Below are 15,180 nucleotides of genomic sequence, written 5' to 3'. Positions count from 1 at the left end.
CCTGCAACGACGCCGGGCGCGCGGGCATTCCGCGGCACGCCTCGCCTGCGCCGCGGAGGGCGCCCCGGGGCGTGGCGGTCCGGCCGTCGCGCGAGGCGCCCCGCGCCCGCGCTCAGGCGGGCCCGATGCCCTGCGCGGCGAGCCAGGGGAGCAGCGCGGCGGTCCACGCCCCGGCGGGCAGCCCGTCGGCGAGCCCGAGGCCGTGCGGGCCGCTGGGGTAGACGTGCAGCTCCACGGGCACCCGGTGGCGCCGGAGCGCGGCGGTCGCGAGCAGCGCGTGCTCGACGGGCACCGCCTCGTCGTCCGCGGTGTGCCACAGGAACGTCGGCGGCGTGGCGGCGTCGACGCGCTCCTCGACCGACAGCGCCCGCGCGGGGCCGTCGTCCTCGTGGCCCAGCAGGTGGGTGCGGGACCCCACGTGGGGGTGCCGCACGAGGGAGACGACCGGGTAGCAGAGCACGGCGGCGTCCGGCCGGCGCACCTCGGAGGGGTCCAGGCCCGCGAGGGCCGCCGCACCGGCGCGCTCCTCGTGTGTCGCGGTCGCGGCCGTACCCGCCAGGTGCCCGCCGGCGGAGAAACCGAGCACCGCGACGGGCCCGTCCACGGGGGCGCCGCCGCGCCGGCCCGCGCGCAGGTCGGCGACCGCGAGCAGCACCTCGTGGAGGGCGGCCGGGTAGCGGGCAGGCGCCACGGGGTAGTCCAGCCAGGCCGACCGGACGCCGTGCGCGCCCAGGAACGCGGCGACGTCGCCGGCCTCGTGCGGGGCGCGCATGACGTAGCCGCCGCCGGGGAGCACCAGCACGGCGCCGCGGGAGCCGCGGGGAGTACCGTCGACGGGGGGACCGGGATGCAGCTGCGCGCGAGGGCTGGTCACGGAGCGTGAGACTAGCGCCCGCCGGCGGGGTCGACGCCACGCCGGGCCAGCAGGATGAATCGTCCTGCACAGGGATGTATGATCATGCACATGTCCTTCTCCGTCGCCGTCGCGGGCGCCTCCGGGTATGCCGGCGGCGAGACCCTCCGGCTGCTGCTCGGCCACCCCGACGCCGAGATCGGTGCGCTCACCGCGCACAGCAACGCGGGCACCCGCCTCGGCGCCCACCAGCCCCACCTGCGGTCGCTGGCCGACCGCGTCCTCACCCCGACCTCGGTGGACGAGCTCGCCGGGCACGACGTGGTGGTGCTCGCGCTGCCGCACGGGGCGAGCGGGGAGATCGCCGCGGCGCTCGCGGACCGCGGCGACGGGGCGGTCGTGGTCGACCTCGGCGCCGACCACCGGCTGTCCGACGCGGACGCCTGGCGCCGGTTCTACGGCACGGAGCACGCGGGGACCTGGCCCTACGGCATGCCGGAGCTGCTGCACGCGGGGGAGTCCGCCCCGGTCGCCCAGCGGGCCGCCCTCGCGCAGGCCCACCGGATCGCCGTCCCGGGCTGCAACGTCACCGCCGTCACGCTCGCTCTGCAGCCGGGCGTCGCCGCCGGCCTCGTCGGGCCGGACGTCGTGACCGTGCTCGCCGTCGGGTACTCCGGCGCCGGGCGGACCCTGAAGCCGCACCTGCTGGCGTCCGAGGCGCTCGGCTCGGCGCAGCCGTACGCCGTCGGCGGGACCCACCGGCACGTGCCCGAGGTCCTGCAGAACCTCGCGGTCGCCGGTGCGCCCGGCGGCACCCGGCTGTCGTTCACGCCGGTCCTCGTGCCGATGTCCCGCGGCATCCTCGCGACGGTCACCGCGCCCCTCGCGGCGGGCGCCGACGCCGCCGCCGTCCGCGCCGCGTGGCAGACCGCCTACGCGGACGAGACGTTCGTGCAGCTGCTGCCCGAGGGCGAGTGGCCGGGCTCCGGCGCCACCACGGGGGCCAACACCGCCCTGGTCCAGGTCGCCGTCGACGAGTCCGCCGGCCGCGTCGTCGCCGTGTGCGCGCTGGACAACCTCGTCAAGGGCACCGCGGGCGCCGCGGTGCAGTCCCTGAACCTCGCGCTCGGCCTGCCCGAGCGCGCCGGCCTCACCACCGAGGGAGTCGCCCCGTGACCGACGCCGAAGCCGCCCCCGCCGCCCCCGCCGCCCAGGGCGTCACCGCCCCCGCCGGCTTCCGCGCCGCGGGCGTCACCGCCGGGCTCAAGGCGTCCGGGCGCCCGGACGTCGCGCTGGTCGTCAACGACGGCCCGCTGCAGGTCGCCGCGGGCGTGTTCACGTCCAACCGCGTCGTCGCCGCCCCGGTCGTGTGGTCGCGCCAGGCCGTCTCGGACGGTGTCGCCACGGCCGTCGTGCTCAACTCCGGCGGCGCGAACGCCTGCACCGGCCCCGAGGGGTTCGCCGACACCCACCGCACGGCCGAGCACACCGCCGAGGTGCTCGGCGTCTCCGCGGGCGACGTCCTGGTGTGCTCCACCGGGCTGATCGGCGAGCGGCTGCCGATGGACCTGCTGCTCGCCGGCGTCGGGGCGGCGGCGGGCGCGCTGCGGCCGGACGCCGGGCCGGACGCGGCCACCGCCATCATGACCACGGACACGGTCAGCAAGACGACGGCCGTGGCCGGCGACGGCTGGATGGTCGGCGGCATGGCGAAGGGCGCGGGCATGCTCGCGCCGGGCCTCGCGACCATGCTCGTCGTCCTCACCACCGACGCGGTCGTGACCGCCGAGCAGGCCGACGCGGCGCTGCGCGGCGCCACCCGGACCACGTTCGACCGCGTCGACTCGGACGGCTGCATGTCGACCAACGACACCGTGCTGCTGCTCGCCTCCGGGGCCAGCGGCGTCACGCCCGACCCCGAGCTGTTCGCGACCGCGGTCGCCGCCGCCTCCGCGGACCTGGCCCGGCAGCTCGTCGCCGACGCGGAGGGCGCCTCGCACGACATCGCGGTGACGGTCACGGGGGCGACCACCGAGGACGCGGCGGTCGCCGTGGCCCGGGCGGTCACGCGCTCGAACCTGTTCAAGGCCGCGGTGTTCGGGAACGACCCGAACTGGGGCCGCGTGCTCGCCGCCGTCGGCACCGTGCCGGAGGAGGTCGCGCCGTACGACGCCTCGGTGCTCGACGTCGCGATCAACGGCGTCCAGGTGTGCCGCGCCGGCGGCGTCGGCGACCCGCGCGAGGGCGTCGACCTGGCCGCGGCGCGCGAGGTGCGCGTCGACATCGACCTGCACGCCGGCGACGCCACCGCGACCGTCTGGACCAACGACCTCACCCACGACTACGTCCACGAGAACAGCGCGTACTCCACATGAGCCTCGACGCCCCGCCGCCGCACCACGCGGCGTTCGACACCCGCACCGACCTGCGCCCCGACCAGAAGGCCGAGGTCCTCGTCGAGGCGCTGCCCTGGCTGCAGCGCTTCGCCGGCGCCCTCGTCGTCGTCAAGTACGGCGGCAACGCGATGGTCGACGACGAGCTCAAGCGCGCCTTCGCCGAGGACATGGTGTTCCTGCGTCAGGTCGGGCTGCGCCCGGTCGTCGTCCACGGGGGCGGGCCGCAGATCAACGCGATGCTGGACCGGCTCGGCATCGAGTCGGAGTTCCGCGGCGGGCTGCGCGTCACGACCCCCGAGGCGATGGACGTCGTGCGCATGGTGCTCACGGGCCAGGTGTCGCGGGAGCTCGTGGGCCTGCTCAACGCCCACGGCCCGTACGCGGTGGGCCTGTCCGGCGAGGACGGCGGGCTGCTCCAGGCCCGGCGGCGCACCGCGACGGTCGACGGCCGGCCGGTCGACGTCGGGCAGGTCGGCGACGTGGTGCAGGTCAACCCCGGAGCGGTGCACGACCTGCTGGACGCCGGACGCATCCCGGTGGTCTCCACGGTCGCCCCCGACGTCGACGACCCGACCCAGGTGCTCAACGTCAACGCCGACACGGCGGCGGCCGCGCTCGCCGTGGCGCTCGGCGCCCGCAAGCTCATCGTGCTGACCGACGTCGAGGGCCTCTACACCTCGTGGCCGGACCGCTCGTCGCTGGCCCGCCGCATCCGCGCGGGTGCGCTGGCCGACCTGCTGCCGTCCCTGGACTCCGGGATGCGCCCCAAGATGGAGGCCTGCTGGCGCGCGGTGACGGGCGGCGTCGGCCGGGCCCACGTCATCGACGGCCGGCAGGCGCACTCGATCCTGGTCGAGGTGTTCACGTCCGAGGGCATCGGCACGATGGTGCTGCCCGACGACGAGCCCGTGCCCTCGCCCTTCACCGCCCCGATCCCGCAGGTCGGCGGCGGCGTGCCGAACGTCCCCCACGTCCCCGAGGTGAGCTGAGTGACCGCGCAGCAGCCGGCGCCCGTCGACGGCGCCGCCGTCCTGACGGGCCTGACCCGGTCCGACTCCGTCGCGCACTGGACGCAGCGCTACGGCCACGCCCTGATGGACACGTTCGGAGCGCCGCAGCGCGTGCTCGTCCGCGGGGAGGGGCCGTACGTCTGGGACGCCGACGGCACCCGCTACCTCGACCTGCTCGGCGGCATCGCCGTGAACGCCCTGGGGCACGCGCACCCGACCCTGACGGCGGCCGTCTCCGCCCAGCTCGGCACGCTCGGCCACATCTCGAACTTCTTCGCCAGCCCGACGCAGATCGCGCTCGCCGAGCGGCTGCTGGCGCTCGCGGACGCCCCCGAGGGGTCGCGGGTGTTCCTCACGAACTCGGGCACCGAGGCGAACGAGGCGGCGTTCAAGATGGCCCGTCGCAACGCCGACGGCCCCGCCGGCCGGCGCACCCGCGTCCTGGCGCTGGAGGGTGCGTTCCACGGCCGGTCGATGGGCGCGCTCGCGCTCACGTCCAAGGCCGCGTACCGGGAGCCGTTCGAGCCGCTGCCCGGCGGGGTGGAGTTCCTGCCGTTCGGGGACACCGCGGCGCTGGAGGCGGCGTTCGAGGGCAGCGACGGGGACCGCGTCGCGGCGCTGTTCCTGGAGCCGATCCAGGGCGAGGCGGGGGTCCGCCCCCTGCCGCCCGGGTACCTGGTGCGGGCCCGCGAGCTGACGGCCGCGCACGGCGCGCTGCTCGTGCTCGACGAGGTGCAGACCGGCATGGGCCGGACCGGCGTGTGGCTGGCGCACCAGCACGCGCACCTCGGCGGCGGCATCCGCCCCGACGTCGTCACGCTGGCCAAGGGCCTCGGCGGCGGCTTCCCCGTCGGGGCGGTCGTCGCCTACGGGGAGCGCGCGGCGACGCTGCTCGGCCGCGGCCAGCACGGCACCACGTTCGGCGGCAACCCGGTCGCGGCGGCCGCGGCGCTCGCCACGGTCGGCGTCATCGAGCGCGACGGGCTGCTGTCGCACGTCACGGAGCTCGGCGCGTGGTGGCGGGAGCAGATCGCGGCGCTCGGGCACCCGCTCGTCGCCGAGGTCCGGGGGGAGGGGCTGCTCGTCGCGGTCGGCCTCACCGCGCCCGTCGCCGCCGACGTCGCCGCCCGCGCCCTCGAGGCCGGCTTCGTCGTCAACCCGTGCACCCCGGAGACCATCCGCCTGGCCCCGCCGTTCGTGCTGACCCGCGAGCAGGCCGCCACGTTCACCGACTTCCTCGCGGCGTTGCCGCACGACCTCGGAGCCGCCGCATGACCGCCGCCCCGCCCCGGCACTTCCTGCGCGACGACGACCTCAGCCCCGACGAGCAGGCGCAGGTGCTCGAGCTCGGCCTCGCGCTGCGGGCGGACCGCCACCTCCGCCGGCCGCTCGCCGGTCCGCAGGCGGTCGCGATCGTCTTCGACAAGCCGACGCTGCGCACGCAGGTGTCGTTCACGACGGGTGTGGCCGAGCTGGGCGGCTACCCGCTCGCCGTGGACGGCAACCTCGCCCGGATCGGGGTGCGGGAGTCGATCGCGGACACCGCGCGGGTGCTGGGCCGTCAGGTCTCGGCGATCGTCTGGCGGACGCACGCGCAGGCCCGGATCGAGGAGATGGCGGCCCACGCCGGCGTCCCGGTGGTCAACGCGCTGACCGACGACTTCCACCCGTGCCAGGTGCTCGCGGACCTGCTCACGCTGGCCCAGCACTGGGGCGGCGTGGGCGCGCTGCGCGGCCGGACCCTGGCCTACACGGGCGACGGCTCCAACAACATGGCGCAGTCGTACCTGCTCGGCGGCGCGACCGCGGGCCTGCACGTGCGCATCGCGACGCCGGCCGCCTACCTGCCGGACGCGGGCGTGGTCGCGGCCGCCGCGGCGGTGGCGGCGCGCACCGGCGGCTCTGTCGAGGTCACGGACGACCTGGGCGCGGCCCTCGCCGGCGCGGACGCGGTGGCGACGGACACGTGGGTGTCGATGGGCCAGGAGGACGAGGCCGCCGAGCGGGAGCAGCCGTTCGTGCCGTACCGCCTGGACGCCGCCGCGCTCGCCCTCGCGGCGCCGGACGCGCTCGTGCTGCACTGCCTGCCGGCGTACCGCGGGAAGGAGATCACCGCCGAGGTGCTCGACGGCCCGCAGTCCGTGGTCTGGGACGAGGCGGAGAACCGGCTGCACGCGCAGAAGGCCCTGCTCGCCTGGCTGCTCGAGGACGCCTCGTGACGGCCGAGGAGCCGGTGACGTCGACCGGACGCATCCCCGCGACCAAGGCCGCCCGGCACGCGCTGATCCGCGACCTGCTGTCCCGGCAGTCCGTGCACTCGCAGTCCGAGCTGGCGGATCTCCTCGCGCACCAGGGCGTCACCGTCACGCAGGCCACGCTCTCGCGCGACCTCGTCGAGCTGCGGGCCGTGAAGATCCGCACCCCCGTCGGCGCCCTCGCGTACGCCGTGCCGGGGGAGGGCGGCGACCGCAGCCCGGCCCCGGTGTCCGACGCCGAGGCGCTCGCCGCGCGGCTCGCCCGGCTCTGCTCGGAGCTGCTGGTCACCGCGGAGGCGTCCGGCAGCCTGGTCGTCCTGCGCACCCCGCCCGGCGCGGCGCAGTTCCTCGCCTCGGCCATCGACCACTCCGTCCTGCCCGGCGTGCTCGGCACGATCGCGGGCGACGACACCGTCCTCGTCATCGCCCGCGAGGGCGCCGACGGCCCCGAGGGCCCCGCGATCGCGGCCCGGTTCCTCGAGCTCGCGCAGACCGGCTGACCCCGGCGCGCCACCCGACCACCCCCGTCACGCAGACACGAAAGAGAAGAACATGACTGAGCGCGTCGTCCTCGCCTACTCGGGCGGCCTGGACACCTCCGTGGGCATCGGCTGGATCGCCGAGGCGACCGGCGCCGAGGTGATCGCCGTGGCGGTCGACGTCGGCCAGGGCGGCGAGGACCTCGAGGTCATCCGCCGGCGCGCCCTCGACTGCGGCGCGGTCGAGGCGTACGTCGCCGACGCCCGCGACGAGTTCGCCGCCGAGTACTGCATGCCGGCGCTGCGCGCGAACGGCCTGTACCTCGACCGGTACCCGCTGGTGTCGGCGCTGTCCCGCCCCGTCATCGTCAAGCACCTGGTCCGCGCCGCCCGGCAGTTCGGCGCCACCACCGTGGCGCACGGCTGCACCGGCAAGGGCAACGACCAGGTGCGGTTCGAGGTCGGCATCACGTCGATCGCGCCCGACCTCAAGTGCCTCGCCCCGGTCCGCGACCTCGCGCTGACCCGCGACAAGGCCATCGAGTTCGCCGAGCGCAAGAAGCTCCCCATCGCGACCACGAAGCACAACCCGTTCTCGATCGACCAGAACGTGTGGGGCCGCGCCGTCGAGACCGGCTTCCTCGAGGACATCTGGAACGAGCCCACCAAGGACGTCTACACCTACACGGACGACCCGACCTTCCCGCCGGTCGCCGACGAGGTCGTCATCACGTTCGACCAGGGCGTCCCGGTCGCGCTGGACGGCGTGCCGGTCACCCCGCTGCAGGCGATCCAGGAGATGAACCGCCGCGCGGGCGCCCAGGGCGTCGGCCGCATCGACATCGTCGAGGACCGTCTGGTCGGCATCAAGTCCCGCGAGGTGTACGAGGCCCCGGGCGCCATCGCGCTCATCGCCGCGCACCAGGAGCTCGAGAACGTCACCGTCGAGCGCGAGCAGGCCCGGTTCAAGCGCCAGGTCGAGCAGCGCTGGACCGAGCTGGTCTACGACGGCCAGTGGTTCTCCCCGCTGAAGAAGTCGCTCGACGTCTTCATCGACGACACCCAGCGCTACGTCTCCGGCGAGATCCGCATGGTGCTGCACGGGGGCCGCGCGACGGTCACCGGGCGGCGCTCGGACTCCTCGCTGTACGACTTCAACCTCGCGACCTACGACTCGGGCGACACGTTCGACCAGTCGGCGGCCCGCGGGTTCATCGAGATCTACGGCCTGTCGTCCAAGCTCGCCGCCGCCCGCGACGTGCAGTTCGGCAACGGCGAGGACCTCGGTTCGCAGGGCGGCATCGGTGCCTGAGCAGGCCGGGACGCTGTGGGGCGGCCGGTTCGCCGGCGGCCCCGCCGATGCCCTGGCGGCGCTGTCGAAGTCCACGCAGTTCGACTGGCGCCTGGCCCCGCAGGACATCGCGGGGTCGAAGGCCCACGCGCGGGTGCTGCACGCGGCCGGGCTGCTCGACGACGCGGCGCTCGCGGGCATGCTCGACGCGCTGGACCGCCTGCGCGCCGACGTCGAGTCCGGGGCGTTCGTCGCCGCCGAGTCCGACGAGGACGTGCACGGGGCGCTGGAGCGGGGCCTGATCGAGCGCGCCGGGGCCGATCTCGGCGGCCGCCTGCGCGCCGGGCGGTCGCGCAACGACCAGATCGCCACGCTGGTGCGGATGTACCTGCGGGACGAGGCCCGGGCGATCATGGGGCTGACGCTCGAGGTCGTCGACGCGCTCGTGACCCAGGCCGAGGCCGCGGGCGACGCGATCATGCCGGGTCGCACGCACCTGCAGCACGCGCAGCCCGTCCTGCTCGCGCACCACCTGCTGGCGCACGCGTGGCCGCTGCTGCGCGACGTCGAGCGGTACGCCGACTGGGACCGCCGCGCCGCGGTGTCGCCGTACGGCTCCGGTGCGCTGGCGGGCTCCTCGCTGGGCCTCGACCCGGCGGCCGTCGCGGCGGAGCTCGGGTTCGACGGCCCGGTGGAGAACTCGATCGACGGCACCGCGTCCCGTGACGTCGTGGCCGAGTTCGCCTGGGTGTCCGCGATGCTCGGCGTGGACCTGTCCCGCCTGGCGGAGGAGGTCGTGCTCTGGTCGACCGTCGAGTTCGGGTTCGTCCGGCTGGACGACGCCTACTCGACCGGGTCGAGCATCATGCCGCAGAAGAAGAACCCTGACGTGGCCGAGCTGGCACGCGGCAAGGCCGGCCGGCTGGTGGGCGACCTCACGGGCCTGCTCACCACGCTCAAGGGTCTGCCGCTCGCGTACAACCGCGACCTGCAGGAGGACAAGGAGCCGGTGTTCGACCAGGTCGACACCCTCACCGTCCTGCTGCCCGCCTTCGCGGGGATGGTCGCGACGCTGCGGTTCGACACGGAGCGGATGGCGTCGCTCGCCCCGCAGGGGTTCTCGCTCGCGACCGACGTCGCCGAGTGGCTGGTGCGCCAGGGCGTGCCGTTCCGCGTCGCGCACGAGGTCGCGGGCGCGTGCGTCCGGGCCTGCGAGCTCCACGAGCCGCCCGTCGAGCTGTGGGACCTCACGGACGAGGAGCTGGCCGCCGTCTCGCCGCACCTCACCCCGGACGTGCGCAGCGTGCTCTCGGCCGAGGGGTCCGTGGCCTCCCGGTCCGCGCACGGCGGCACCGCCCCGGTGCGGGTCGCCGAGCAGCTCGGGCGGGCACGCGCCCGTGCCGCCGTGCTGCGCGCGTCGGTGTCGGGCGCGGAGCCGGGTCGTGCGTCGTCGTCTGGCACGATCGCCGGGTGACCAGCCCGAGCGCGCCCCAGGGGCACGAGGACGCCGCGGGCGTCGTCGTGCCCCTGCTGCTGTCCGCGCCCCGGCGGCTCGGACCCGTCCGGATAGTCGCCGTCGACGGCCCGGCCGGATCGGGCAAGACCACGCTCGCGGGCGCGGTCGTCCGCCGGTGCGCCGAGGCCGGCGTGCGCGGGCACGTGCTCCACATGGACGACCTGTACGAGGGCTGGTCCGGGCTGGACGGCGACCTGTGGCCGCGGCTGGCCGTCCAGGTGCTCGAGCCGCTGCGCCGCGGGCTGCCCGGGCGGTTCCAGCGCTACGACTGGGTCGCCGGGCGGTTCGACGGGTGGGTCGACGTTCCGGTGCCCGACGTCCTGGTGCTCGAGGGCTGCGGCTCCGGCCGGCGGGCGGGCGCGCCGGACCTCAGCCTGCTCGTCTGGGTCGAGGCCGACGACGCCACCCGGCTCGCGCGCGGCCTGGAGCGCGACGGGCAGGCGGCCCTGCCGCACTGGGAGCGGTGGATGCGTGACGAGGCGGTGCACTACGCGCGCGAGGGCACCCGTGGACGCGCCGACGTGCGGGTGGACGCATGGGGCAGGATGGCCCGGTGAGCCAGGCGGTCCCGGAGAGCGAGGGCGGCGTGCCCGACGCCGCCGCGCCCGGCGTCCCCCTCGGCCGCGCCCCGGCCCGCGTCTGGTACGCGCGGCCCGTGCTCGACGTGGCGGCGGACCTGCTCGGCGCCCTCCTGACCGTCCGCTCCGACGAGGGCGACGTGACGGTGCGCCTCACCGAGGTGGAGGCCTACGCCGGCGAGGCCGACCCCGGTTCGCACGCGTTCCGCGGCCGCACGGCGCGCAACGCGGTGATGTTCGGCGAGCCCGGGCGGTTGTACGTCTACCGGCACCTCGGCCTCCACCACTGCGTCAACGTCGTCACCGGGCCGGCCGGCACCGCCTCCGCCGTGCTGCTGCGCGCCGGCGAGGTGGTCGACGGGGTCGACCTGGCCCGCGACCGCCGGGCGCGCGCCGGAGTGGTCGACTCCGACCGCCAGATCGCGCGCGGCCCGGCCCGGCTCGCGGTCGCGCTCGGCGTCGGCATGGACGACTACGGCGCCGACGTGACCGAGTCCGGAGGACGGATCGTGCTGCACCGCGACCCCGACGCGGTGACCGGGGCGCACGCCACCGGACCGCGCGTCGGCGTGGCCGGCCCCGGCGGCGACGCCGCCCGGTACCCGTGGCGGTTCTGGCTGGCCGGCGAGCCCACCGTCTCCGCGTTCCGCCCGGCGTATCGCCGGCCGGCGTCGGGAAGCAGCCCGCAGCGCGGGGCGACGCCGGCATGACCCCGACCGCCGACGGTGCGGCCCCTCCCGGCCGCGCGACGCAAGGAGCACCCGTGACCCACCTCCTCGACGAGCTCGCCTGGCGAGGCCTCGTCGCCCAGACCACCGACCAGGACGCGCTGCGCGAGGCGCTCGACGCCGGCCCGGTGACGTTCTACGCCGGGTTCGACCCGACGGCGCCGAGCCTGCACCACGGCCACCTGGTGCAGCTCGTGCTCATGCGGCACCTGCAGCTCGCCGGCCACCACCCGCTGGCCCTCGTCGGCGGGGCCACCGGCCTCATCGGCGACCCCCGGATGTCGGGGGAGCGCGTCCTCAACACCAAGGACACGGTCGCCGAGTGGGTGCAGCGGCTCCAGGCGCAGATCTCCCGGTTCCTCGACTTCGAGGGGGACAACCCGGCGCGGATGGTGAACAACCTCGACTGGACGGGTGAGCTCACCGCGATCGACTTCCTGCGGGAGGTCGGCAAGCACTACCGCCTGGGCACGATGCTCGCCAAGGACACGGTGGCCCGGCGCCTCGCCTCCGACGAGGGCATCTCGTTCACCGAGTTCAGCTACCAGATCCTGCAGGGCATGGACTACCTGGAGCTGCACCGCCGGCACGGCTGCACGCTGCAGACCGGCGGCAACGACCAGTGGGGCAACCTGCTGTCCGGTGTCGAGCTGATCCGCAAGTCCGAGCACGCGTCCGTGCACGCGCTGACCACCCCGCTCATCACGAAGGCGGACGGGACCAAGTTCGGCAAGTCCGAGGGCGGTGCCATCTGGCTCGACCCCGAGATGATGAGCCCGTACGCCTTCTACCAGTTCTGGCTCAACGTCGACGACGCCGAGGTGGTCGGCTACCTCAAGGTCTTCACGTTCCGCACGCGGGAGCAGATCGCGGAGCTCGAGGAGGCCGTGGCCGCGCGCCCGGCGGCGCGCGAGGCCCAGCGGGCGCTCGCCTACGACGTGACGTCCCTGGTGCACGGGACCGACGCCACCGACAAGGTGATCGCCGCGAGCCGCGCCCTGTTCGGAGGCGGCGACCTGGCCGGCCTCGACGAGGCGACCCTGCGCGCCGCGGTCGCCGAGCTGCCGTCGGCCGAGGTGCGGGTCGGCGACCCGCTGGTGGACGTGCTGGCCGCCACCGGGCTGGTGGCCTCCAAGGGCGCGGCGCGCCGTGCGATCGCGGAGGGGGGTGCGTCGGTGAACAACCGGAAGATCACGGACGACACCGCCGTGGTCGCGGCCGAGGACCTGCTGCACGGGCGGTGGCTCGTGCTGCGTCGGGGCAAGCGGACGCTCGCGGTCGCGCGGGTCGCCTCCGCCTGACCGCGGCGCCACCCCGACGGGGGTGGTCGGTGCCTGGCGCCGGCCACCCCCGTCGTCGTCCCGGGCGCCCGCGCCGTGCCCGGATCACGGTCGAGGGGTTGCGGCGCCCGCCGGCCCGGGGCACTCTGGACGCAGAGTGACGGGCGTCGCACCGGCGCCCGTCGCGCCACGACAAGGGTCACCCCGGCCGGCTGCGCGCGAAACCGCAGGTCAGCGGGGGTGCGGGGAGCGCGCGGGGCCCGTGAGCCCGCCGGCTTGACGCTGGGCGAAACGTCCGCGTAATGTTCTCCGAGTCGCCCGGCAGGGAGGAACGGACACCGAGGATCTCTCCCGGTGGCTGGTCCCACGGGTGGCCACCCCCTCAGCACGACCGACAGGCGCCTTGGCGTCCGGAAGGTCGCGCCGAGACCGGGGCGGACGACCCGCCGAATCGGAATTGACGCCGACAAAGCAGGACGAAAGCTCTGGTAGAGTGAAGGAAAGCTGAGCCGGGAAATACACCGGCAAAGCGGACCGGAAACTCTGGTAGAGTGAGGGAACGCCGGACCGGGAACGGAAAAGCGGGCCAGACACTCTGATAGAGTGGTGGAACGGGAAGCCGCGCGAGACGCGAGCGGAACGGACCAGGAACTCTGGTCGATCGGAACTGAGCCTCCGGCCAGGAGCCCGCAAGGGTGAGTGGGGGATGCGCGTCTGTTCTTTGAGAACTCAACAGTGTGCCTAGTAGTTGATGCCAAGATGGTTCATCGCTCGGGTTGGTCGCCTCGTTCGGGGTGGTTGGTCCGTGTGGTGGGTCTTGGTTTCACTGGGGAGCCGTGTCCGACCCCGTCGGTGCGGTTCCCGGTAAGCCGAATTGATAGATCCTCGCTCGCCAGCGGGTGGGGGTCGTTTCGTGTGTCGGTGGACTGCTGCTTTCGGGTGGTGGTTGCCAATGAGACATTTACGGAGAGTTTGATTCTGGCTCAGGACGAACGCTGGCGGCGTGCTTAACACATGCAAGTCGAACGGTGAACCCCAGCTTGCTGGGGGGATCAGTGGCGAACGGGTGAGTAACACGTGAGTAACCTGCCCCTGACTCTGGGATAAGCCTTGGAAACGAGGTCTAATACCGGATACGTACCGCTCGGGCATCCGATGCGGTTGGAAAGATTTATCGGTCAGGGATGGACTCGCGGCCTATCAGCTTGTTGGTGGGGTAACGGCCCACCAAGGCGACGACGGGTAGCCGGCCTGAGAGGGCGACCGGCCACACTGGGACTGAGACACGGCCCAGACTCCTACGGGAGGCAGCAGTGGGGAATATTGCACAATGGGCGCAAGCCTGATGCAGCGACGCCGCGTGAGGGATGAAGGCCTTCGGGTTGTAAACCTCTTTCAGCAGGGAAGAAGCGCAAGTGACGGTACCTGCAGAAGAAGCGCCGGCTAACTACGTGCCAGCAGCCGCGGTAATACGTAGGGCGCAAGCGTTGTCCGGAATTATTGGGCGTAAAGAGCTCGTAGGCGGTTTGTCGCGTCTGCTGTGAAAACTCGAGGCTCAACCTCGGGCTTGCAGTGGGTACGGGCAGACTAGAGTGCGGTAGGGGAGACTGGAATTCCTGGTGTAGCGGTGGAATGCGCAGATATCAGGAGGAACACCGATGGCGAAGGCAGGTCTCTGGGCCGCAACTGACGCTGAGGAGCGAAAGCATGGGGAGCGAACAGGATTAGATACCCTGGTAGTCCATGCCGTAAACGTTGGGCACTAGGTGTGGGGCTCATTCCACGAGTTCCGTGCCGCAGCAAACGCATTAAGTGCCCCGCCTGGGGAGTACGGCCGCAAGGCTAAAACTCAAAGAAATTGACGGGGGCCCGCACAAGCGGCGGAGCATGCGGATTAATTCGATGCAACGCGAAGAACCTTACCAAGGCTTGACATACACCGGAAACTTCCAGAGATGGTTGCCCCGCAAGGTCGGTGTACAGGTGGTGCATGGTTGTCGTCAGCTCGTGTCGTGAGATGTTGGGTTAAGTCCCGCAACGAGCGCAACCCTCGTCCTATGTTGCCAGCACGTGATGGTGGGGACTCATAGGAGACTGCCGGGGTCAACTCGGAGGAAGGTGGGGATGACGTCAAATCATCATGCCCCTTATGTCTTGGGCTTCACGCATGCTACAATGGCCGGTACAAAGGGCTGCGATACCGCGAGGTGGAGCGAATCCCAAAAAGCCGGTCTCAGTTCGGATTGGGGTCTGCAACTCGACCCCATGAAGTCGGAGTCGCTAGTAATCGCAGATCAGCAACGCTGCGGTGAATACGTTCCCGGGCCTTGTACACACCGCCCGTCAAGTCACGAAAGTCGGTAACACCCGAAGCCGGTGGCCCAACTCTTTGAGGGGGAGCCGTCGAAGGTGGGACTGGCGATTGGGACTAAGTCGTAACAAGGTAGCCGTACCGGAAGGTGCGGCTGGATCACCTCCTTTCTAAGGAGCATCTGACACGCCCTGCTTCGGTGGGGTCGTGCAGAGGCCATGCCCCGGCCGTACGCGTCGGGGGTGGTGCTCACGGGTGGAACATCAACTACGGCGGTCCGTTCGGGCCGGCACTGCGTCAGTACTCCTTCGGGATGGAACGCGCGCCGCCGGGTCGGGTGGGTCGCCGAGGCACGCTGTTGGGTCCTGAGGGAACAGCCCCGCGTGGGGAGGTTGCTTCGTGACGGGCCCGGTTGGTCGGTCGAACCGCCAGCTGCTTCGTGCAGCGGGTAGGCGCCGGACGCAAGACCGGGGATCGTTCGTT

The 15,180-nt window shown here is 73.4% G+C and carries 12 protein-coding genes and 1 rRNA gene; 12 read left to right on the top strand and 1 reads right to left on the bottom strand.

Annotation, left to right across the window (positions count from 1 at the left end; all coding sequences use genetic code 11):
• Positions 1–112: 112 nt before the first annotated feature.
• On the bottom strand, positions 113–874 hold the full coding sequence (locus tag K5O09_RS11170) for an alpha/beta hydrolase (RefSeq protein ID WP_255595287.1): 762 nt from the start codon (positions 872–874) through the stop codon (positions 113–115).
• Between the two features lie 84 nt (positions 875–958).
• Between K5O09_RS11170 and argC the strand changes: the two genes are divergently transcribed.
• The 12 genes from argC (at position 959) to K5O09_RS11110 (ending at position 14,867) form a co-directional block, all read left to right on the top strand.
• Entirely contained in the window at positions 959–2,029 is a 1,071-nt protein-coding gene (gene argC, locus K5O09_RS11165; protein WP_255595285.1) for an N-acetyl-gamma-glutamyl-phosphate reductase, read from the top strand.
• Positions 2,026–3,228 carry a bifunctional glutamate N-acetyltransferase/amino-acid acetyltransferase ArgJ gene (argJ, locus tag K5O09_RS11160; protein ID WP_222169625.1) on the top strand — a complete coding sequence of 401 codons (1,203 nt, stop codon included), beginning with the start codon at positions 2,026–2,028 and terminating at the stop codon, positions 3,226–3,228. The genes argC and argJ overlap by 4 nt, the downstream gene beginning before the upstream one ends.
• Positions 3,225–4,238 (top strand): acetylglutamate kinase, encoded by a 1,014-nt coding sequence (gene argB, locus K5O09_RS11155; RefSeq protein WP_222169624.1) that lies wholly within the window; start codon positions 3,225–3,227, stop codon positions 4,236–4,238. Before argJ ends, argB begins: the two co-directional genes overlap by 4 nt.
• A complete protein-coding gene (locus tag K5O09_RS11150) occupies positions 4,239–5,534 on the top strand; it encodes an acetylornithine transaminase (RefSeq protein WP_222169623.1) in 1,296 nt (431 codons plus the stop codon).
• A complete protein-coding gene (argF, locus tag K5O09_RS11145) occupies positions 5,531–6,478 on the top strand; it encodes an ornithine carbamoyltransferase (RefSeq protein ID WP_222169622.1) in 948 nt (315 codons plus the stop codon). Before K5O09_RS11150 ends, argF begins: the two co-directional genes overlap by 4 nt.
• Entirely contained in the window at positions 6,475–7,014 is a 540-nt protein-coding gene (locus K5O09_RS11140; RefSeq protein WP_222169621.1) for an arginine repressor, read from the top strand. The genes argF and K5O09_RS11140 overlap by 4 nt, the downstream gene beginning before the upstream one ends.
• 52 nt (positions 7,015–7,066) lie before the next feature.
• The gene (locus tag K5O09_RS11135; RefSeq protein WP_222169620.1) at positions 7,067–8,305 is read left to right on the top strand and encodes an argininosuccinate synthase; all 1,239 of its coding nucleotides are present in this window, start codon (positions 7,067–7,069) and stop codon (positions 8,303–8,305) included.
• Entirely contained in the window at positions 8,298–9,758 is a 1,461-nt protein-coding gene (argH, locus tag K5O09_RS11130) for an argininosuccinate lyase (protein ID WP_222169619.1), read from the top strand. The genes K5O09_RS11135 and argH overlap by 8 nt, the downstream gene beginning before the upstream one ends.
• The gene (locus K5O09_RS11125; RefSeq protein WP_255595283.1) at positions 9,755–10,357 is read left to right on the top strand and encodes a uridine kinase; all 603 of its coding nucleotides are present in this window, start codon (positions 9,755–9,757) and stop codon (positions 10,355–10,357) included. The genes argH and K5O09_RS11125 overlap by 4 nt, the downstream gene beginning before the upstream one ends.
• Entirely contained in the window at positions 10,354–11,088 is a 735-nt protein-coding gene (locus K5O09_RS11120; RefSeq protein ID WP_370635432.1) for a DNA-3-methyladenine glycosylase, read from the top strand. The genes K5O09_RS11125 and K5O09_RS11120 overlap by 4 nt, the downstream gene beginning before the upstream one ends.
• A gap of 53 nt (positions 11,089–11,141) precedes the next feature.
• The gene (tyrS, locus tag K5O09_RS11115) at positions 11,142–12,407 is read left to right on the top strand and encodes a tyrosine--tRNA ligase (protein ID WP_255595281.1); all 1,266 of its coding nucleotides are present in this window, start codon (positions 11,142–11,144) and stop codon (positions 12,405–12,407) included.
• A 939-nt stretch (positions 12,408–13,346) separates the two neighbouring features.
• Positions 13,347–14,867 (top strand): 16S ribosomal RNA (locus K5O09_RS11110).
• The last annotated feature ends 313 nt before the right edge of the window (positions 14,868–15,180 follow it).

Source organism: Cellulomonas sp. C5510 (genome assembly GCF_019797765.1).
Classification (GTDB): Bacteria; Actinomycetota; Actinomycetes; order Actinomycetales; family Cellulomonadaceae; genus Cellulomonas.
Note: the sequence above shows the minus strand (reverse complement) of the source record. Positions and strands in the feature narration are given on the sequence as shown.

Bases quoted from the DNA above. Each gene is read 5' to 3' on its own strand.
- K5O09_RS11135 (WP_222169620.1), top strand. From the start codon at position 7,067: ATGACTGAGCGCGTCGTCCTCGCCTACTCGGGCGGCCTGGACACCTCC.
- argB (WP_222169624.1), top strand. From the start codon at position 3,225: ATGAGCCTCGACGCCCCGCCGCCGCACCACGCGGCGTTCGACACCCGC.
- argF (WP_222169622.1), top strand. From the start codon at position 5,531: ATGACCGCCGCCCCGCCCCGGCACTTCCTGCGCGACGACGACCTCAGC.
- argC (WP_255595285.1), top strand. From the start codon at position 959: ATGCACATGTCCTTCTCCGTCGCCGTCGCGGGCGCCTCCGGGTATGCC.